Annotated in this window: 17 protein-coding genes and 1 pseudogene; 13 read left to right on the forward strand and 5 right to left on the reverse strand. The window is 71.0% G+C overall.

What is annotated here, in order from left to right; genetic code table 11:
* The first annotated feature begins 1 nt into the window (after position 1).
* The 8 genes from narH to ACZ7N4_RS32510 all read left to right on the forward strand — a co-directional run bounded on the left by narH (position 2) and on the right by ACZ7N4_RS32510 (position 7915).
* Complete coding sequence (gene narH, locus ACZ7N4_RS32475) at positions 2-1624, forward strand: nitrate reductase subunit beta (RefSeq protein WP_471365630.1); 1623 nt, start codon at positions 2-4, stop codon at positions 1622-1624.
* Positions 1621-2214, forward strand: a complete 594-nt coding sequence (gene narJ / locus ACZ7N4_RS32480) for a nitrate reductase molybdenum cofactor assembly chaperone (protein WP_471365633.1) — start codon at positions 1621-1623, stop codon at positions 2212-2214. The genes narH and narJ overlap by 4 nt, the downstream gene beginning before the upstream one ends.
* Positions 2214-2954 carry a respiratory nitrate reductase subunit gamma gene (narI, locus tag ACZ7N4_RS32485; RefSeq protein WP_471365636.1) on the forward strand — a complete coding sequence of 247 codons (741 nt, stop codon included), beginning with the start codon at positions 2214-2216 and terminating at the stop codon, positions 2952-2954. The genes narJ and narI overlap by 1 nt, the downstream gene beginning before the upstream one ends.
* Positions 2955-3209: 255 nt before the next feature.
* Positions 3210-3803, forward strand: a complete 594-nt coding sequence (locus ACZ7N4_RS32490; RefSeq protein WP_471365639.1) for a hypothetical protein — start codon at positions 3210-3212, stop codon at positions 3801-3803.
* Positions 3804-4123: 320 nt separating this feature from the next.
* A complete protein-coding gene (locus ACZ7N4_RS32495) occupies positions 4124-4282 on the forward strand; it encodes a hypothetical protein (RefSeq protein WP_471365643.1) in 159 nt (52 codons plus the stop codon).
* 548 nt (positions 4283-4830) lie between these two features.
* Complete coding sequence (locus ACZ7N4_RS32500; protein ID WP_471365646.1) at positions 4831-5355, forward strand: DUF4328 domain-containing protein; 525 nt, start codon at positions 4831-4833, stop codon at positions 5353-5355.
* Between the two features lie 288 nt (positions 5356-5643).
* Positions 5644-6813 (forward strand): carboxylate-amine ligase, encoded by a 1170-nt coding sequence (locus ACZ7N4_RS32505; protein ID WP_471365650.1) that lies wholly within the window; start codon positions 5644-5646, stop codon positions 6811-6813.
* Between the two features lie 364 nt (positions 6814-7177).
* Positions 7178-7915, forward strand: a complete 738-nt coding sequence (locus ACZ7N4_RS32510; RefSeq protein ID WP_471365654.1) for a 2OG-Fe dioxygenase family protein — start codon at positions 7178-7180, stop codon at positions 7913-7915.
* A gap of 187 nt (positions 7916-8102) precedes the next feature.
* On the opposite strand, the pseudogene ACZ7N4_RS32515 reads toward ACZ7N4_RS32510, so the two are convergent.
* Positions 8103-8864 (reverse strand): annotated as a pseudogene (locus tag ACZ7N4_RS32515) (alpha/beta hydrolase family protein); the annotation flags it as partial.
* A gap of 36 nt (positions 8865-8900) precedes the next feature.
* Positions 8901-9362, reverse strand: a complete 462-nt coding sequence (locus tag ACZ7N4_RS32520) for a MarR family transcriptional regulator (RefSeq protein ID WP_471365657.1) — start codon at positions 9360-9362, stop codon at positions 8901-8903.
* Between the two features lie 99 nt (positions 9363-9461).
* Between ACZ7N4_RS32520 and ACZ7N4_RS32525 the strand changes: the two genes are divergently transcribed.
* Positions 9462-10403 (forward strand): alpha/beta fold hydrolase, encoded by a 942-nt coding sequence (locus ACZ7N4_RS32525; protein WP_471365661.1) that lies wholly within the window; start codon positions 9462-9464, stop codon positions 10401-10403.
* A gap of 798 nt (positions 10404-11201) precedes the next feature.
* On the opposite strand, the gene ACZ7N4_RS32530 is transcribed toward ACZ7N4_RS32525, so the two are convergent.
* Entirely contained in the window at positions 11202-12410 is a 1209-nt protein-coding gene (locus tag ACZ7N4_RS32530) for a phospholipase D-like domain-containing protein (RefSeq protein ID WP_471365664.1), read from the reverse strand.
* 418 nt (positions 12411-12828) lie between these two features.
* Here ACZ7N4_RS32530 and ACZ7N4_RS32535 point away from each other — a divergent pair, with 418 nt between their 5' ends.
* On the forward strand, positions 12829-13254 hold the full coding sequence (locus ACZ7N4_RS32535) for a DUF6003 family protein (protein WP_471365668.1): 426 nt from the start codon (positions 12829-12831) through the stop codon (positions 13252-13254).
* Between the two features lie 451 nt (positions 13255-13705).
* Here ACZ7N4_RS32535 and ACZ7N4_RS32540 read toward each other — a convergent pair whose 3' ends face one another.
* The gene (locus tag ACZ7N4_RS32540; RefSeq protein ID WP_471365671.1) at positions 13706-14242 is read right to left on the reverse strand and encodes a cysteine hydrolase family protein; all 537 of its coding nucleotides are present in this window, start codon (positions 14240-14242) and stop codon (positions 13706-13708) included.
* A gap of 334 nt (positions 14243-14576) precedes the next feature.
* The gene (locus tag ACZ7N4_RS32545) at positions 14577-14855 is read right to left on the reverse strand and encodes a GlsB/YeaQ/YmgE family stress response membrane protein (RefSeq protein ID WP_467931034.1); all 279 of its coding nucleotides are present in this window, start codon (positions 14853-14855) and stop codon (positions 14577-14579) included.
* 466 nt (positions 14856-15321) lie between these two features.
* Here ACZ7N4_RS32545 and ACZ7N4_RS32550 point away from each other — a divergent pair, with 466 nt between their 5' ends.
* The 3 genes from ACZ7N4_RS32550 to ACZ7N4_RS32560 all read left to right on the forward strand — a co-directional run bounded on the left by ACZ7N4_RS32550 (position 15322) and on the right by ACZ7N4_RS32560 (position 19194).
* The gene (locus ACZ7N4_RS32550; protein WP_471365674.1) at positions 15322-15825 is read left to right on the forward strand and encodes a hypothetical protein; all 504 of its coding nucleotides are present in this window, start codon (positions 15322-15324) and stop codon (positions 15823-15825) included.
* A complete protein-coding gene (locus tag ACZ7N4_RS32555; RefSeq protein ID WP_471365677.1) occupies positions 15809-17953 on the forward strand; it encodes a SpoIIE family protein phosphatase in 2145 nt (714 codons plus the stop codon). The genes ACZ7N4_RS32550 and ACZ7N4_RS32555 overlap by 17 nt, the downstream gene beginning before the upstream one ends.
* 824 nt (positions 17954-18777) lie before the next feature.
* Complete coding sequence (locus tag ACZ7N4_RS32560) at positions 18778-19194, forward strand: hypothetical protein (RefSeq protein ID WP_471365680.1); 417 nt, start codon at positions 18778-18780, stop codon at positions 19192-19194.
* The last annotated feature ends 73 nt before the right edge of the window (positions 19195-19267 follow it).

The raw sequence follows: 19267 nt of genomic DNA on the forward strand, positions 1-19267 counted from the left end.
CATGCGTGTCATGAGCCAGGTGGCCATGGTGATGAACCTCGACAAGTGCATCGGCTGCCACACCTGTTCCGTCACCTGCAAACAGACCTGGACCAACCGGCGGGGCACCGAGTACGCCTGGTTCAACAACGTCGAGACCCGCCCCGGCCAGGGCTACCCCCGGGGGCACGAGGACCAGGAGAAGTGGAAGGGCGGCTGGCGGCTCGGCGCCCGCGGCGGCCTCGTCCCGCGCACCGGGGGCCGCGCCCGCCGGCTCGCCCGCCTCTTCGCCAACCCCGAACTGCCCACCCTCCAGGACTACTACGAACCCTGGACGTACGACTACGAGAACCTCATCGCCGCCCCGCTCGGCGACGACCTGCCCACCGCCCGCCCCCGCTCTCTGATCGACGGCCGCCCCACCGCCGTCACCTGGGGACCCAACTGGGACGACGACCTCGGCGGAGGCCCCGAACACCTCGCCGCCGACCCCGTGCTGCGCAAGATGAGCGAACAGGTCAGCCTGGAGTACGAGCAGGCTTTCATGTTCCACCTGCCCCGCATCTGCGAGCACTGCCTCAACCCGTCCTGCGTGGCGGTCTGTCCGTCCGGAGCGCTGTACAAGCGGATCGAGGACGGCATCGTCCTGGTGGACCAGGACCGCTGCCGGGGCTGGCGGATGTGCGTGAGCGGATGCCCGTACAAGAAGGTCTACTTCAACCACGCCACCGGCAAGGCCGAGAAGTGTACCTTCTGCTACCCCCGCATCGAGGCGGGCGAGCCGACCGTCTGCTCGGAGACCTGCGTCGGACGGCTGCGCTACCTCGGCGTGATGCTCTACGACGCCGACAAGGTGGGCGAGGCCGCCGCCGTACCGCACGAACGCGACCTGTACGAGGCGCAGTTGGGCTGCTTCCTCGATCCCCACGATCCCGAAGTCGTCCGCGCCGCCGAGGAGTCCGGCATCCCGCACGACTGGATCACGGCGGCCCGCCGCTCCCCGGTCCGGGACCTCATCAGCACCTACCGCATCGCGTTGCCGCTGCACCCGGAGTACCGCACGATGCCGATGGTCTGGTACGTGCCCCCGCTGTCCCCGGTCGTCGAGGCCCTCACACGCGACGGACACGACGGCGAGCACCCGGCGGCGCTGTTCGGCGCGATCGACTCCCTGCGCATCCCGCTGGCGTACCTGGCGGGCCTGTTCACCGCCGGCGACACCGCCCCCGTGGAGGCCGCGCTGTGCCGGCTGGCGGCGATGCGCGTACACATGCGCCGGATCAACCTGGGCGAGGCCCGCGACCCGGGCATCGCCGCCGCCGTCGGCATGGACGAGCGCTCCCTCGAAGCCATGTACCGGCTGCTGGCCATCGCCAAGTACGAGGACCGCTACGTCGTCCCCACCACGTACGTCGCCGGTGCCGACCCGGACGACCGGGCCGACGCGGGATGCAGCCTGGACCACGACGGCGGCCCCGGCATGTACGGCGCCGACGCAGCGGCGGCCTTCCACGCCCCGCCGGTCCCGGCGGCCGCGGGCGCCGGCACGGACGGCGCGCTGCGCGGACGGGTCAACCTGCTCAACTGGAACGGGCGGGGCCGGCCCACAGGACTCTTCCCCGCCCGGAAGGCAGGGCCGCGGTGAGCCTGCACCGGGCGGTCCACCAGGCCGCCTCCCTGCTCCTGCACTACCCCGACAGCACCTGGCCGGACCGGCGCGCCCGGGTCGCCGAGGCGCTGGCTCCGCTGCCCGGCCCGGAGACGGATCTGCTGCTGCGCTTCTGCCGCCGCACCGCCGACGTCCCGCTGCTCGACCTGGCCGCCCGCTACGTGACCACCTTCGACCGCAGCCGCCGCCGGACCCTCCACCTGACCCACTACACCGACGGCGACACCCGCCGCCGGGGCGCGTCACTCGCCGCGCTCAAGGCCCGCTACCGCCAGCACGGTTGGGAGCCGGCCGACGGCGAACTCCCCGACCACCTGCCCGCCCTGCTGGAGTTCGCCGCGCGCTGCCCGGACGCCGGCCGGGCGGCGCTCCTCGACCACCGCGGCGCCCTCGACCTCCTCGCCCGCGGCCTCACCGCGCACGGCAGTCCCTACGCCGACGTGATCGACGCGGTCCGCGCCACCCTCCCCGCCGCGCCGCCGCCCCCCGCGCCTCCCCAAGCGAACCCCGGCCCGGTCCCGTACCCCCTGCGGCACGCGCCGGCCGACGAAGGAGCCCGCCGCTGATGAACCACCTGGAGATCGCACTGTGGGGCGTGTTGCCCTACCTCGCCCTGGCCACCATGGTCACGGGCACCGCCTGGCGTTACCGCTACGACCGCTTCGGCTTCACCACCCGCTCCAGCCAGCTCCACGAGTCCCGGCTGCTGGGCATCGGCGCGCCGCTCTTCCACTACGCGCTGTTCCTCGTCATCGGCGGTCACGTCATGGGCCTGCTCGTCCCCGAGGCCCTTACCCGGCGGCTGAGGATCAGCGAGGAGCAGTACCACGCGGTGGCCCTGACCATGGGCGGCACCGCGGGCGTCGCGGCAGTCGCCGGGCTCGCGCTGCTGCTGTACCGCCGGTTGAGCGTCCCGGCCGTACGCCGCGCGACCAGCCGCAGCGACAAGGTGACCTACCCGCTCCTGACCCTCGTGCTACTGGCCGGCCTCACCGCGACCGCGTCGTCGGCGACCAACCCCTACGACTACCGGCTCGGCGTCGCGGTCTGGTTCCGCAGCCTGTTCGCCCTCGACCCCGACGTGCCGGCCATGGCCCACGCACCGCTCGTCTACCAGCTGCACGCCCTGCTCGCCATGGCCCTGTTCGCGCTGTGGCCGTTCAGCCGCCTCGTCCACGCCTTCGCCGTGCCGGTCGGCTACGCGACCCGTCCCTACGTCGTCTACCGCTCCCGCGGCGGGGCCACCGGCCGCGGGTCACGACGTGAGGCCCCGGGCAGACACGCCGGCGGCCCCGTGCCACGCTGACGCGCCGGACACCGGGCCGACAGCGAGGTCTGCCTTGCGGACGCGGTCGAAGTCGGCGAGGCGGACCTGAGAACCGAAGGCGCCGTTGCTCTCGGCGCTGCCGGGGACGCCGGGAGCGTTCTGTGAGCAGCGTGCGGCACCGGAGGCGGTGAGCCCGCCGGAGCTTCCCCGCAGCCCGCCTCGTCGACGTCCTCCTCGACTACGTCTCCGCCCCCGCCGCCCGCCCCGATCGAGGCCGTGGTGAAGGATCAGGGCATGACGACATCGAGGATGACGAAAGCCGGGCTCGGGACGCTGTCGTGGGCAGCGGTGGCGTTGCTGGCGACGGGATGCGGGACACAGCGGGCGGATAACCCCGTCGAGGCGTACCGGCGCACGCACCCGACACCGACCGGGATATCGACACCGAATACTGCGCAGGACTACCGCTGCCCCGGAGAGAGCCCCCGGCCGACGCCTCCCACGACCGCCCCCACCTCCGGCTCGGCCGTGCCGCCGACCGACCACTACGCCGAGAACCACGGCTTCAGAGACCCCCTGCCGCTCCACGGCAAGAGCAGATGCGACGGACTCGCCGCCGTCGGGCGCATCGAGACGGCGCTCGCACCACTGCGCCGGCGCGGCGACTTCACCCCTGACAGCGTCCGGGTCGCGCTCACCGGCCTCGGTTACTCCGCGGACAAGGTGCGGGCGTATCAGGACGGGGCCGCCGCAGTGGGCTTCCTCGTCGACATCGGCACCTCTCCCTGGTGTGTGGAGGGCACGATGAGCAGGGACTTCACAAAGGCGGACGCCTTCGGCGGCTACCCCGACGGCACCGGATGCGAGCCCCCGAGCGGCGGCCACTGACCCCAAGCCGTCGGCCGTGGCCCTTTCGGCCGACGGCACCTCCCGGCCGGGGCCGGGCAGGACCCCTGAGGATGAAGTCGCCGCGCCTGCCTCGTCCGCAGGAGCTGTGCAGGTGGTGACGGATCTGCCGAGATCATCGGCTGTTCCGCGTCGTGGGGGGGGGGGGGGGGGGGGGGCTGGCCACGCCAAGGCGGGAGCGGCCCGGGCCGCTCCCGCCACGACAGGGGGCCATGCATCACGGGCGCGGGTCCGTCCCATACCTCGACGGTGACAGAGGCGGTGTGGGTGTGTCCGGCGCTGGTGATGTCCAAGCGTCCGGGATGGGTGCTCAGGAACGCACCGAAGTCGAACTCGTCCGGGAACTCCAGATCAAGGCAGGCGTCGTCGGATTCCTGCAGTCCGAACGCGTGGTAACCCACGAACACATCAACATGCTCCCGGCGGACAAGCTGTGGCACGAGGCGCCCCAAGGGCCGTAGACGACTGGCCATCGCCTGCGATCCCAGGCCCACCCTGCCTGTGCTGCGGCGGTTTCGAGGGGTGCGGCACCGGTCACTCCGGGAGTGGCCGCGCACTGGCAGTCCGGGCCGTTCACGAAGCGTGGCAAGACTTGGTAGGACGACAGGGACACCAGAGACGCCGGGTTCGTCATCCACCAGTGCTTCTGCGCCCGGTGCAGGACGGAGTGATCCGCGGCTCCCAGAGAGGTGCGGCAAGTTGTCGAGCGCGGCAGGGCCGTCGCCCGCAGCGCGATGACGATCGCGAGCGCGGCGGTGAGAGGACGAGAGGGCCGTCCAGGGCCGCCTCCAGACGCCCGGGGTGTTGACGCGAACGGGGGTCTCGGGATCCCGGCGCCGCCTGATGGTCGCACACGCACGCGGCGAACCAGAGCCTATGATCACTCCGCCTCGGCCTCCGCTGTGGCCGCACACGTCTCCGAAACAGGTTGAGGACGATGACAGGTACCGCTCGCAGAACCCCCTGGATCCTTGCCCGTTGCTCACAGGGTGCGATAGTGGCAGCCGCCGTGGCGGACGTGTTCCGCGCGGGGGCGGTCCGGGATCACTACCTGCACCCCACGGATGCATCCCTGCACAAGTCGGGATTCCTCTCCACGATCTTCCTCTATCTGATGACTCTTGCGATCCTGTCGTTTCTCTTGTGGCTCACCTGGGCCAGACGCAACGCCCAGGAGCTGGACCCTCGGGCCTCGGTACCGGGTTGGGGCTGGGTAATCGGCGCCTGGTTCATACCGGTGGTCAACTTCTTCGTTCCGCGCCGGTTCGTTCTGGACATCGGGCGAGCGAGCTCCGTGTCGTGGAGGCAGAAGCGGGACACGACGCTGGTGAACCTCTGGTGGGCCGCCTGGGTCACACACGCGGTGGTGCTGGTGGTGGCGGGCCGGGCGGCTCCGGGGTCGATGGCCCTCCTCATGGTGGCGGAGGCGCTCATGATCGCGGCGGCCGTGCTCCTGGGGATCGTCATCGAACGCATCACGGCGTTGCAGAGGGCCGCGTTCGGCGCCACCGTTCCGGTCGCACCGCTCGCCTAGGCGCCGTGACCTGCGACAATCGGGGATGCGGGGGAGTTCTGTAGGTATCGAGGACGAGCGGTCGCGTCGCCGTGTCCGCCGCCCCTGGGCGCCGCCCGGGGCGTGGCCCGGGCCTTCCTGACCGCGCCTTCCAGTCCGCCCGACCGCCCCGTTCACCAGAACGGCCCCTCACACGAGGTCACGCGACGGGCAGCGACGTAGCGTGGGTTTGTGGACGGTGAAAGCGCGGCTGCTCCCGGTGCGCCGCCGGGTCGCCGGCGGTCTGGGCGAGGGGCGCCAACCGTTGGTGTGGAAGAGGAGTTCTTCCTCGTGCGCCCTGACACGGGCGCCGTGGTGGGCGCCGGTCCGCTGGTGGCTGCCCGGGCCGCCTCGGAACTCGGGGACCTGGTCGCGGGTGAGTTCACCGACCTGCAGGTCGAAATCCGTACCCCGCCGTGCACGGACACGGACGAGCTGCACGCCCAGCTCGTGCGACTGCGCGCGGTGGTCGCGGCCTGTGCGGTCGAGGAGGGCCTACGGATCTGCCCCTCCGGGACTCCGGTGATCGGCGGCACCAGCGCACCGGTGGGTGATCATCCCCGGTACCGGGCCGGTGTGGATCTGTACCGGTCGCTGATGGACGACTTCGCGCTCTGCGCCTTGCACGTCCACGTGTTCCTCCCGGACCGCGACGTGGCGACCCAGGTCGGCAACCATCTCCGCCCCTGGCTGCCTCTTCTGATCGAGATGACTGCGAACTCCCCCTACTACGATGGACGTGACACCGGGTACGCGAGTTGGCGCTCCGTGCTCCGCCTGCGCATCCCGAGCCTGGGACCACCTCCGTATGCCGAGTCCTTCGACGACTACCGACGTACCGCCGCGGCGATGGCCGAAGCAGGCGCGATGTCCTTCGCCGACCTCCCGTTCTGGGACATCCGCTCGCACCCACGGCTGCCGACCCTGGAAGTGCGGTGCATGGATGTGCCCCCCGACCCAGCCGACTCCGTGGCGGTGGCGGCCGTGGTCCGCGCCCTGGTCGTAACGTCCGCCCGCCTGGTGGAACGAGGCGACCCCGGCCCCCGGTCCACCAGCGAGTTGCTGCGCGGCGCCTACTGGTACAGCACCCGGGACGGCTGGTCGGGGCGCGGTCTGGACGCGCTGTCCGGGACGATGCTGCCCGCACCCGAACGCGCGGGCCGGCTACTGCACCACATCCGTGAAGCTCTCGACGAACTGGGTGACACTGCCAAGGTCAGCGCCTTTTTCGACCGACTCGCCACCCGCGGTTCAGGTGCCCACCGCCAGCGTGCCGCGTACCGTCTCGGCGGTCTCCAGCACGTCGTGGACGACCTGATCGTATCCGCCGCCGGCCCAGAGCCTTGCCACACAGGCCGGAAAGGGGGACAGCCCATCCTGCACTCCCCGGACCGCTCCGGTCCCGCCCCACCCCCCGACCGGACACCACCCACGGCATGAACGTACCCAGTGCGCCGCGAGCCGGACACCGGCTGAGTCCATCCGCCACCGAAGCGGCGCAAGACCCCGGATGCTTCCCGGCCCCGGATGCTTCCCGGCGACGGCCCGGTCCGGGGCGGTCACGAGGGCGGTACACGGACAGCAGACTAGGAGGGGGCGGAAACGATACGCAGCAACCGACCGACCCGACCCGGCACCACGTTTGGAGGACCCTGTGGACGGCGCCCCCCACCCGTTCTCCCGATCCGGCACCACCGGATCCGCTTCCCCCCGACCCACTCCGAGCTCTCAGTCGGCCGACAGACGCCTCGGCGCTGCCGAGCTCCCCGGCACGGGAAAACTGCGCCGCGACGGCTATGCCCGTTTGGGAGCTGCGGACCTCGGGATCGACAGGGTAGAGCTGGAAGGGGAACTAGCCCAGCTCGCTGACGCCTTCGAAAGCCTGCCCCGGGATCCGCACGCACCGGAGTCCAACCGGTTTCGTCGCTACTCGCACGCCGTCTACCTGCCGTGGACCGACGAGTTGTCCTTCGTCCCCGGCACGCCCGACGACGAGTACGGCACCGTCTCGGAGTTCTGGCAGGACGAGCACAATCCGGAGTTCCCCGACGCCCGGCGGAAACTGCCCGACCTCACCCCGGCGTTGCAGGACAACCGGCTGGTGCGGGCGATCATCCGCGCTGATCTTGTCGAAGCACTCTGGCTGGACCAACTGCGCACAGCACCCGTCTACCTCGCCGTCCATATGATCAGGCTGGCAGTTCAGGACAGGGCGCATGTGGCCGTGTCCTCACCCAACTGTCTGCACCAGGACGGTGGTTCCCCGGCCCTGTGCACGTTCGCCCACCTGATCGACCGCCGTGGCATCACCGGCGGGGAGAACGTCATCGCCACCCCGGACTGCGCCGGCCGGCAACCAGGTGACGTGGCCCCGGGGGACATCCACGCCCGCTTCGTCCTGAGCGAGCCGCTGGACGGATATGGCGTACACGACCACAGTGTCAGCCACTACGTCGCCCCCGTCCACCTCGCGGACCATGCCGACAACGGACACCGCGACATCTTCATCGTGGGCATCGCGCCCTACATTCCAGGTCTGTGAGGCGACCCGGCCGGACGGCCGAGGCGCGGCGGTCGATCCGGACTGGAGGCCGACGAGGCCGGCGGACCGGCAGCGCGGCGAACGCTGGGGCCAGTGCCGGGCCGGGCCGCACCTCCCCACCACTGGACGCCGGTGGTTCGGCGGGCGGGGCACGGACGTGCCGTCGGCCGCCACGGCAAGCTGACCAGCGGTAGTTGCCCGGTGGGTAGACGCTGAGGTCGCCGTAAGCCGAGAGAACGTCAGTGAGATCACCTGGTTTGTGCCGCAGGGTGGTGTCCAGGAAGGCGTCGTGGCGACCACGTGCGGGCTCTCGGTGCGGCTTATGGAGCCGACTGTCGAGGACACGGGCGGCAGGTACAGGGGCCGTCCATGAAGGCGAGGTGTGCGGCGCCGGGAATCGTGAGCCGGTAGCCTCACCCAGGCCATCACCCCCGCAACCGACCCGGGCTGCTTCCCCGTCTCGTGAAGGCCCTCAAGTCCAGTACCGCGACGGTCGAACCGGTGGTCCTGCCGGGCCGCTTGCAAGGCGGCGTCACCACCCATGGAGCGGCCGGTCACCGCGACTCGGCTGGTGTCCAGGCGTCCGGTCAGCGGGTCGCGGGTCTCACCTCGGCCCAGACGGTCCAGCTGGGTGAGGACGAATCTGAGGTCGGACGAATCTGAGGGCGGCTGCCCGAACCGCCGTCCGGCCGACCGCCAGCTTGTCGTCCTTGTCCCGGCCGCCGGTGGAGACGGTCTCGGTGTGACTCGTTCGGCCGTCGGTGAGGACGACGGCGGCGGAGTCGTACGGGTGGTCCAGGGCGGCGATCACATAGCCGTGACTGGCCAGTTCCTCCGCCCAGGCGGTGTTCTGCGTGCGGGTTCCGCCCGACCCGGGTGAGAACAGCACGACCGGGAACCATCCGTTCTCATCGGCCACCGGGGCGTGGAAAACCGAATGCGTACGACTCGACAAGACGCTACCCGGAGGTACGGGCCCCGCCGCTCAGTCGGCCTCCGCAGCGGCTGTCTCCCGTACGGCCTCAAGGAAACCCCGGATCGCCGCCCGCTCCCGCTCGTCGTAACCCTCGAACAGCTCCGCCACCCGCTGGATCAGCGGCCCGAAGTGGGCCCGGCCCAGTTCGACGGCCCGCTCCTCCACCTCGACGACCACCGTCCTGCGGTCCCCGCGCCCCCGCACCCGCCGCACGTGCCCGCCCCGTTCCAGCCGGTCGATCACCGCGGTCGTCCCGGCCGAGTTCAGCCCCAGCGCCGCCCCGAGCCGCCCGGCGGTCATCTCCTCGTCCGCCCGGGCCGCGTCCATCAGCGCGATCAGGGCCCGCACGTCCGTTGCGTGCATGCCGTGGCGATCGGCGAACCGGGCGGTGTGCAGCGCCAGTTCGGCCGTCGTCGCGCGCAGCAGGTGCACGATCACGGTCCCCGGCTCCGCGCCGTCCCCGTCGGTCATACGAGCGCCTCCTCCCTGGCAGATGTCTCGATCACCGAGTATCTTGGCAGAAAATATCTCGCTGAGCGAGGTAATGTCGAGTGCTGTCCAGGGGGACTCATGGCTGGGTACGACGGCGACGCCTTCCACGCGGCGTACGACGAGGTCATGGCCCGCTGGCCGGGCGACCGGAAAGTCCTGCGGATCCCCACCCCGTTCGGCACGACGTACGTCCATGCCTGCGGTCCCCGCGACGCCCCGCCGCTCCTGCTCCTGCCCGGCGGCGGGGGAGCGACCTCGGCGTCCTGGTACGCGCAGGCGGCCCGGCTGGCGAGCACGCACCGGGTGTACGCCGCCGACCTGATCGGCGCGCCGGGGCGCAGCGAACCGGCCGCCGGCCGTCATCCCCGTACGGCCGCCGACTTGAACGCCTGGCTCGACGCACTCCTGGACGGTCTGGACGAACACGACAGACGCGAGGGGCTCGGCGGGCCGCGTGGTTCCGGCGGGATGCGCGTTTCCGGCGGTGACGGCACAGGTGGGAACAGCCGCGTCGACCTCGGCGGTCATTCGTACGGCGGGTGGATCGCCCTGCGCTACGCCCTGCACGCCCCCGCGCGCGTCCGCCGGCTGTTCCTGCTCGACCCGACCCAGTGCTTCGGCGGGTACCGGGCGGCGTACCTGCTGCGCGCCCTGCCGATGCTGCTGCGGCCCACCCCGCGCCGGGTGCGGGCGTTTCTGGAGTGGGAGACCGGGGGAGCGGGGCTCGACCCCGACGCGGTGCGCCTGCAGGAGGCGGCGGCGGGCTTCCCGGCGCTGAGGCCGGTGACCGGGCCGCGCCCGGACGCACAGGCGCTGCGGGCACTCGACGTGCCGGTCCTGCTGGCCGTGGCCGCACGGAGCGGGACGCACGACGCCCGCGCGGTGGCGGCCAGGGCGGAGGAGGTACTGCGCGACGTGCAGACGGTCGTGGTCCCCGACGTCTCCCATCACGCGTTGCCCCCTGCGGCTTCCCCCGCCCTGGACCGCCGCCTGAGCGACTTCCTGGCTGTCGGTGGCTAGTACCACTTCCGGCACCTACATCGAGATGGTCTCCCGCCTCCTGGAACCCGAACCCACCCCCTCGCCCTCGGAGTCCTCGCCATCCGCGAGCACATCGAACGATGACCCACCCTGCGCTCGGAGGACATCGGTACGGCAGTTGTCGGCGAGGTGGAACACGGCCGGGCGGCATGAGCGTGCTGCGCCCGTTTCTCGTACGCGCGACGAGCTGTGCGCCGGGCCGGGATTGCCGGGGAGGGGGGTCCGGGGGAGGCCGGGCCGGCTTCCAGGGGCTGACAGCGAGTCAGGAGCAGGCGGTGGATAGCCGGGCGGTGCCGACACGCAGGTATGGCCTTGGCCGCGCCGCACGGCCCCCTGATCGAGCGTGACTCGCTCGACGGGTGTCAGGTCGGTGGTGCGGGGGACGTCGGCGGGACGTCGGCGACCCGGCCCGGCCTGTCGAGGTGACCGGTAGCACCGGAGCAGGGACGTCCTGCTGCTCGATCGCGGGGCGGTCCGGCCTGAGATCGGCGACGGCCATGCGAAGGACGCCGCGGCCGACACCCGTGCTCGCGGGCCGGGGTGGCGGTGGAGCGTCCCTTCAGGACGCGATGCGTGCGTCGGCGGTCTTCGCTGCCGTGGACGGTCAGGTGGCGCGATCGTTGATCGAGGTGCGCGGCATGCCGTCCGGTTCTTGAAGATCACGTCGGGCCGGCCGGTCACGAGCGTGCGTCGGCCGCAGGACGGACACCCTTCGCGGAGAGCCCGATCGAGGGGCGTGTCCGTCAGGCGTCCGCGGCTGGCCCGGCAGATGTCGCGTCACAGGAAATGCCGGATCGGAGTGACGGCGGCCTCCTTCGCGCGCTGGAGCATGGTCCGCCGTCTCCATCGGGTGAGGTCGATGTCGACGCTGCGCTGGAGGTCGGCGTCGTAGTCCCGGTCGAGTTCGGCGGTGAAGGCCTCGTCCAGGACCGCGAGCATGACCTCCTCGTCATGGTCCATGGACCGGCGGTTGAAATTGGTGGAACCTATCAGGGCGGCGACCGAGTCCACGGTGATGATCTTGGCGTGCATCATGGTCGGCTGGTACTGGCGGACATGCACGCCCGCTTTCAACAGCCGTGTGTAGTAGTGCTGGCCGGCGAGCTGGCAGGCGCGCTGGTCGGTGTGCGGGCCGGGAAGCAGGATCTCCACACGCACCCCTCGACGGGCGGTCCGGCACAGCAGATCGATGAAATAGGTGTCGGGAGCGAAGTAGGCGGTGGCGAGGCGGAAGCGTTCCTCGGCGGAGGTGAGCATGACGCGGATGAGCGTCTGCATGTCCTGCCATCCGATGCTGGCCGAGCCGCGTACGACTTGGACCACCGACGAGCCGGCCTGCGCGTGCTCGACGAACCGGTCGCGATCGTCGTAGAGCTGGTCGTGGCACTCGGCCCAGTTCTGCGCGAACGCGGCCGCGATACCGTCCACGGCTGGTCCGCGCACCTGGACGTGGGTGTCGCGCCACTCCGCCGGGTTGCGGGCGTCACCACACCATTCCTCCGCGATTCCGACGCCACCGGTGAAGGCGGTCTGCTCATCGACGATGAGAGCCTTGCGGTGGCAACGGTGGTTCTGCTTGAACGGTGACAGCCAGGCGGGCTTGCGGAACCAGGCCACCTCCACACCGGCCTCGTCCATGAGATCCAGCAACCGCTGCTCTATCTCCTTCGCGCCGAAGCCGTCCAGCAGGAGACGGACGCGTACTCCCGCCCGGGCGCGATCAGCGAGGGCGACGGCGAAGTCCCGGGCGATCTGGCCACGCCAGTACACGAACGTCATCATGTCGATCGTGTACTGGGCCGACTGGATCGCCCTGAGCATGGCGGGGAAGATCTCGTCGCCGTTGCGCAGGGGCAGAAGATCGTTGCCTTCGGTGGCAGCCACACCGATCAGCCGCTCCAGACGGCGGCGCAGCCGTTGCTTGCGTGCTGTCGCGTCAGACGTGGTGACAACCTCCGGGGCTGCCGATTCACTGTCGACGAACACGTCGTGTCTTCCCTTCGACCATGAGGACGGATCGTTGCGGGCCGCAGTAGAGCCCGAGAACCAACGTGCCCGGCGGGGGCTGCCCCATGTCGGCGGCGACCGGATCCTCTTCGCCCGCTACTTCGGCGAAGCGATGCGGCAAAAGCAGCGCGGCAAAAGCAACGCGGCGAAAGCGATGACGAGTCCGCTGACCGATCACCGGCGCCGGCCACTGCCCGACCCTCGGCCCGTCGCCGACTGCTCCGCGGCCGTCGGTCACAGAGCTGCCCGAAGACGCAAGGCGATGGGTGCGCTGCTACGCCTCTCGCCACTCTTCTCAGGTCGTGGAGACCCGGTGCCGTGCCAAGGCGGCCGGTGCCGAGCGTGAGCGATAGCATCAGTGCCCCCGCCGCTACGATCAGGAAGGCACCACCGCCCGATGGCCGACGACGCGTACCTGTTTCTCCTTCCCGACCGCCATCCGCTGCTGGGGGCGGCGATGGCCGCGGTCGGTCCCCTGGAGTGCGCAGAGACTCCGGCCGTTCACGGCTGGCTCTCCGCCCATGATGTGCAGGCCTCCTCGGAGCAGGTCAGAATCCTTCCGGCCGACGCGGAGATGTTCATCCCTGAGGACGCGGAGCGGCTGCCCGTCCCCCTGAGCGAGGAGGAGGCGGTGCACGTACGGCAAGCGTGCGCGCCTGCGTCCATCACCGACATGGAACGGCAACTCTCGGACTTCCGGGACGCGACCGACGGGTGGGAGGCCCTGGTTCACCGGGCGTTGCAAGCCGGCATCCCCGCTCCCCGTATCGTCCAGCTCACCGGGCTGGACCCGCAGGAGATCGGTCGGCTGACCCAGAACTGACGACCGCCCCACGCGTCCTGCAGGTCACGGAGACGGCGCTGCGCGAGGGCGCCATGGGACGGGGGGCGAGCGAGCGCTACGGCCGCCGAGCCTGCGCCCGGCTCGGCTGAGTCGGATGCGGGGCCGGACCGGAGCCTCGGCGAGCACCAGGCGGTGACACCCGCGCAGCTCGGGCACGCGGAGGATGCCGCCCTGGACGCAGCGGCACGCGGCGTGAAACCGGAGAACGTGCCGCCGCCGCGCGGCCCGGGACGGCCAGTGTCCTTGGCCCCCTCCGCCCCGGAGTGCAGGGGTAGGGGCACTCCGTGGCGGACCCCGCGGGCCGCGGCGGACAACCAGTTGACGGTGATCGGCGGGCGCAGTTCCCGCAGTGCCGGCGTCGTATCCGGACCGCGACCGGGGTGACGTGCGGGGTGGTGAGGACCACGCCATCGGTCCTGGCACCCCGGCTTCAAGCCCAGAGTTCCCGGCTTTCGCACACGCGTGCCCCCATGTTGCGTTCCATCATGCGCAGCGCCGCCTGAGCGAGGTCATGGTGGATGTGGGCGGTGGCGTCATGCGGAACGACGACGTCGAAGTGCCGGATGTGAGCATCGAGGGCTGAGTACAGCACGCACTGTTCGGTCACCTGCCCCGTGAGCACCAGACGGTCGACACCCTGTTGCTGCAACAGGTAGTGCAGCGGTGTCTCGAAGAAGATGGAGTGCCGGGCCTTGAGTACGAAGAGCGAGTCCGCGTCGGGTTTCACAGGCTCGACGAGATCGGCGTGGGGAGTGGCCAGAGCCCGCTCCAGCAGCTCACCGTGGTGTGAGCGCCACTCTCCGAAGTTGTCGTTGACGTAGATGACCGGTACCCCGCGATCGCGTGCGCGCCGCAGTAGTTCGGTCAATACCGCTACGACCGGTTCTGCCGAGGGGATCAGCTGGTCGGCGTCTTTGTGGTCGTAGGTGTTGATCATGTCGATGACGATCAGTGCAGTCTTGCCCATACGCTGAGCTTTCCACCGACGGGCAGTGAGCCGACTCCTGCAGCCGGGCGAGATGCGGACGGCTCACCATCCTGGGTTCACGGAACAACATGGGTGTCGCAACGATGGCGATCGCCGCGAGTTCGAAGTGTCAAGGGTCCGTGTTCGGGAAGGGGCGGCCGCGCCCGCGTCCGTCGGCCGGTCGTACAGCGGTGTTCCTCCCCGGACGTCCTGCGGTCCGGTGTTCCTCGGCGGACGCCCCGCGGCCCGGTCGGCTCCGACACGGCGATGGCTCCCCTCGCAGGATCGGGGGGAGCCATTCAGCGACGTTCGACCGTATGCGCGCGTCAGTGGGTCACGCGTGTCGGTGTGAGTGGCGGTTGCCGGTGATGAGGCGGTACAGAGCGAGCAGGATGAGGGAGCCGACGATCGCGGCGATCCAGGTGGAGAGTTCGAAGAACCCGTCGACGGAGTCGACGCCGAAGATCACCTTCCCGAGCCAGCCGCCGAGCAGGCCGCCGGCGATGCCGATGAGCATGGTGATGATGATGCCGCCGGGGTCCTTGCCCGGCATGAGGGCCTTGGCGATGGCGCCGGCGAGCAGGCCGATGATGATCCACGCGATGATGCCCATGATGTGTCTCCGTCTCGCTGTATAAAGACCGTGTTAGCTCCTCGTCTGCACCGTCAGCGCTCATGCAAACGTGGGAATCCCGGTGCGCTGCTCCTGGAGTGGCAAGACGCGGCGCCACGCCGCCGGCCGGCCCCCCGGAAGACAGGCAGATGAGCCTGGTGAACCCGGTGAGCCCGGTCTCGGGTGTGACAACCGGTGTTCGCCGCCGTGGGCCGTCGGGACGGTGGAGCCGGGTCTCGCGCACGGCGGCCTCGTGTACGGCGGCCTGTCCGGGCCGTTCGCCGTCGCATTCGATGTCCGGGCTGCGGGGCGAGCCCCGGCGATGTGCCGGCCGTCATGTCCACCCACCCCGATCGCGGCGCCGAACCGTCTCCCCGCTTCCTTTCCGCGCCGACGCCGCTGGGAGTGCTTCTCCACCGAGGCTGCTGGGGGCGCTGTCGTCGCTGCGCGGGCGTAGTGTCCTGGTATGGGTGACGCACGCCGCACCTGGTGCGGGACAGCTCTTGCGGATTCCGTCGGTGCCGGCCGCCGGTACCGCCACACAGGGCACCACCGGCAGGCGGCCCGGCCGGCTCGGCACAGGCAGGCGGTCTGGCGGGCCCCGAACGGGCAGGCGGTCTGGCGGGCCCCGAACGGGCAGGCGCTCTGGCGGGCCCGGCGGTGGTGGAGCAAGGCGCGGGCCGCCCGGCGCACCCCGGTCCGCGGCCGTTCGGTGCCCCCGACGCAGGTTGAGCGCGACCAGACCGGCATGGTCGCCGGTGACGTAAGGGCGCCGGAGGAGGCCGCCCAGTGCGCGGCCGCCACCCGCATCCGCCCTTCCGAGGAGCATCTGGTGCGTCCGGCGGTGCCGGCCGGCAGGCCGCAGGCCGGCGGGGCGCCGTGCACCAGCGGCGGGGTTGCCCGTGCCCGCTGCGCCCGCGGGCACACCTTCGCACCCCGGCCGGGGCCGGACGATGTCCCGCAACGGTGAACGAGCCGCCGCGAGGTCGCCGGATCAGGCCTTGGACGAAGCGCTGGTGACGGCCGTGCGCCGCACCGGGGCCGCGGGCGGCGGCGTCTACCTGCTGGACGTCCAGCAGACAGCGCTGTGCCTGGTGGTGACCGGAGGCCTGCCTCCCGAGTACGCCGAGCCCTGGACGCGCATCGCGCTGGCCGCCCGGGATCCGGTGGCCGACGCCGTACGCGAGGACCGCCTGGTGTGGGTCGGCGGCCTGGAAGAACTGGCCCGTTGCTATCCGCGCGCGGCGGCCGCGCTGCCCTACCGGTTCTGCATGGCTGCCGCACCCGTCACCGGACCGGGCGCCTGCCGGGGTGCCCTGTTGCTGCTGTGGCCCGCCGGCCGCTCTCCGCGCGCAGGCCACCGGGAACGCGCCCGCATCGAGCACGCAGCCCACCGCATGAGCGGCCTGCTCAGGGCCGCCGGTGAGCCGCCGGTCATCCCCGAGCAGCCGCGCGTGGCGCACGTCCACGGCCTGCACGTCCGTGCCCCGCAGGCCGCGCTCGGCTTCGCCGAACGCCTGCCCGGAGGCAGCCTCGCCCTCGATACCGAGGGCAGGATCGTCTTCGTGACCTCGGGAGCCACCCGCCTGCTGGACCGCGACGCCGGCTCGCTGCTGGGCCGGCTGCCCTGGCAGGCCCTGCCCTGGCTGGACGACCCGGTGTACGGGGACAAGTACCAGACCGCACTCCTCAGTCACGAGCCTGTGTTCTTCCACGCCCTGCGCCCGCCGGGTACCTGGCTGGACTTCTACCTCTTCCCCGGTCACGACGGAATCAGCGTGCGCGTCATCGAGACCGCGCTCGCCGACCGGCCACCGACCCTGGCGGCCATCAGGCCCCCCACGGCCAGTGCACCGGTCGGGCTGAGCCGCCTGTACCAGTTGATGCACCTGTCGGCGATCCTCACCGAGGCGGTGGGCGTACGCGATGTCGTCGACCTGGTGGCCGCCGAGATCCTGCCCGCCTTCGACGCCCAGGGCCTGGTGCTCTCCGTCGCCGACGCGGGCCGACTGAAGATCACCGGCTACAGGGGGTACGAGCCCGAGGTCATCGAATACCTCGACGGCCTGCCGCTGGACACCGGTATCACCCCCGCCGGACAGGTCATCGCCAGCGGCGTGCCCTCCTTCTTCGCCGATCCGGCCGTGATGGCCCGCAGCTACCCGCAGGCACCGAAGATCAGCGGCAAACAGGCGTGGGCGTTCCTGCCACTGGTCGTCTCGGGGCGGCCCGTGGGCTGCTGCATCCTCTCCTACGACCGGCCCCACATCTTCACCGCCGACGAATGCGCCGTCCTGACCTCCCTGGCCGGACTGATCGCCCAGGCCCTGGACCGTGCCCGCCTCTACGACGCCAAACACCAGCTCGCCCACGACCTGCAGCAGGCGCTCCTGCCCCGGAGGCTGTCCCGCATCGACGGCTTGGACGTGGCCGCCCGCTACCTTCCCGCCAGCCACGGCATGGACATCGGCGGCGACTTCTACGACGTCATCCGGCTGGACCACCACACCGCCGCGGCCGTCATCGGGGATGTGCAGGGACACAGCGCCGCCGCGGCGGCGCTCATGGGGCAGGTCCGCACGGCCGTCCACGCGCATGCCACCGCCGGAGCCGCTCCCGACCAGGTCCTGGCCCGCACCAACCGGGTCCTGACCGATGTGGAACCCGACCTCCTCGTCTCCTGCCTCTACGCCCATCTCGACCTCACCGGCCATCAGCTCACTCTGGCCAGCGCCGGGCACGCTCCGCCACTCATGCGCCGCCCCGACGGCCGTACCGCCCCCGTCGCCGTCGACCCCGGCCCCCTGCTCGGCATCCACGCCGACGCCCTGTATCCCTCCACCACCGTGCCGCTGCCCGTGAACACCCTGCTCGCCCTCTACACCGACGGACTCGTGGAAGTCCCCGGACAGGAAAGCGGTGACACCACCGCCGACCTCGCCGACCACCTCGCCCACACCGATGTGTCCGATCTCGGCCGGCTGATCGACAACCTGGTGCACCACAGCTGGCCCCAGGGCCGGCACACCGACGACATCGCCCTGCTCCTGCTCCGGACGACCGGCACACCCCCCGCGCAGCCGGCGTCCACGGCGTAGAGCACCGGCCCGGCGAGCGGCGCCGCGCAGGCCGACGCCGTCCGGTTCCGTGGGGCTGTGTGAGATTGGGGTTCTGCCGCCGGGTGACGTTCATCGGGACGCCTGTCGGCCTCCTGACGGCCCGTCGAAGGGCTTCGGAGGGCCGGCCGCTGCTCCTGTCGAAGTGGCCTGGGTTTCCCGGGTGCGCTTGTGAAGGTCCTCGCGCCAACGCGACTCGAATCCGTCGCCTCCGACCGACCAGTACCTGTGGCACTCGATGGTCGGCTCGGCCCGGGTGTACGCGCGGAACGACCGGTACCTCCGGAGCACGACGCCCCTGACGAAGCGGTACCGTGTCTGCAGGCTGCACGGCCCCGACTGACCGGCAACTCCTCGCAGGCCAGGACGTCATGGACACCGATCAGGCATCCAGGCAGAGCAGCCTCGATCCGGCACGCGGACCCCGGCCCGTGGCCGAAGAAGCCACGAACCAGGCCCCTGCCTGGCGCAGCCCCCGGCCCGTGGCCCTGCCGCCACCGCCCTGCTCACACCCCCCGTTTTTGAGCAGTCGGCTCTGCTCTGCCAAGATCGGACCCGATGCATGTCCGACGAGCGGGACTCCCTCGCCGCCGGACACAGACGGGGAAAGGGAACCACGTATGCGCAGAATGTCTCGTGCGGTACACGCTGCCCTGTGCGGCCTCACGTTGACCGTGGCGTTGAGCGGCTGCAGCGACAGCGGCTCCGCAAAGGGACAGGCCGGTACGGCCTCAACGTCGGCGGACGCGAAGGAGGACAAGTCCACCTACCGCCTGGGTGAGGCGAGCCCTCCGCAGGAAAGCACCATGCAGAGCTCCAAGGGGGCCTCGTTCACGGTCACTCCCACGAAGGTGACGACCGGAACCAAGGCCGACATGGAGAAATCCGGTCTGCAGCGGGACAAGAACGACGACCCCAAGATCCCGGTGTACGTGTGGGCCACCCTCGCGCACAAGAGCGGCAAGCCGATGGCCGTCGGCGACATGGACGACGACCTGATCGTCCGCACGGACAAGGACCAGCGGACCAGGGCGCTCATCGTCCTGATGGGTCAGGCCAAGTGGCCCGACTGCCCGGCCTTCGACCGGGACAAGCCGCTGAAGGCGGGGCAGTCGGAGAAGATCTGTCAGGTCTTCCTCATCCCGGAGGGGCAGAAAGCAGCCGCCGTGGAACTGAGCCAGGGTTTCACGAGCGAGCCGCTGCAGTGGCCGGTGAAGGACTGACCACCCCGAGTCCGCATCGGCCTGCGCGGTCCGATCGAGTCCCCTGCCACCGGCCGAGCGGCCGCCGCTGAAG

The organism is Streptomyces sp. NPDC107654 (genome assembly GCF_055639035.1).

What these genes read in the sequence shown, in the direction of transcription:
- ACZ7N4_RS32560 (WP_471365680.1), top strand. Translation starts at nt 18,778, where the DNA reads ATGCAGAGCTCCAAGGGGGCCTCGTTCACGGTCACTCCCACGAAGGTG.
- ACZ7N4_RS32490 (WP_471365639.1), top strand. Translation starts at nt 3,210, where the DNA reads ATGACGACATCGAGGATGACGAAAGCCGGGCTCGGGACGCTGTCGTGG.
- ACZ7N4_RS32555 (WP_471365677.1), top strand. Translation starts at nt 15,809, where the DNA reads ATGTCCCGCAACGGTGAACGAGCCGCCGCGAGGTCGCCGGATCAGGCC.
- ACZ7N4_RS32520 (WP_471365657.1), bottom strand. Translation starts at nt 9,362, where the DNA reads ATGACCGACGGGGACGGCGCGGAGCCGGGGACCGTGATCGTGCACCTG.
- ACZ7N4_RS32535 (WP_471365668.1), top strand. Translation starts at nt 12,829, where the DNA reads ATGGCCGACGACGCGTACCTGTTTCTCCTTCCCGACCGCCATCCGCTG.
- ACZ7N4_RS32545 (WP_467931034.1), bottom strand. Translation starts at nt 14,855, where the DNA reads ATGGGCATCATCGCGTGGATCATCATCGGCCTGCTCGCCGGCGCCATC.
- ACZ7N4_RS32540 (WP_471365671.1), bottom strand. Translation starts at nt 14,242, where the DNA reads ATGGGCAAGACTGCACTGATCGTCATCGACATGATCAACACCTACGAC.
- narI (WP_471365636.1), top strand. Translation starts at nt 2,214, where the DNA reads ATGAACCACCTGGAGATCGCACTGTGGGGCGTGTTGCCCTACCTCGCC.
- ACZ7N4_RS32525 (WP_471365661.1), top strand. Translation starts at nt 9,462, where the DNA reads ATGGCTGGGTACGACGGCGACGCCTTCCACGCGGCGTACGACGAGGTC.
- narH (WP_471365630.1), top strand. Translation starts at nt 2, where the DNA reads ATGCGTGTCATGAGCCAGGTGGCCATGGTGATGAACCTCGACAAGTGC.
- ACZ7N4_RS32550 (WP_471365674.1), top strand. Translation starts at nt 15,322, where the DNA reads ATGGGTGACGCACGCCGCACCTGGTGCGGGACAGCTCTTGCGGATTCC.
- ACZ7N4_RS32495 (WP_471365643.1), top strand. Translation starts at nt 4,124, where the DNA reads ATGGGTGCTCAGGAACGCACCGAAGTCGAACTCGTCCGGGAACTCCAG.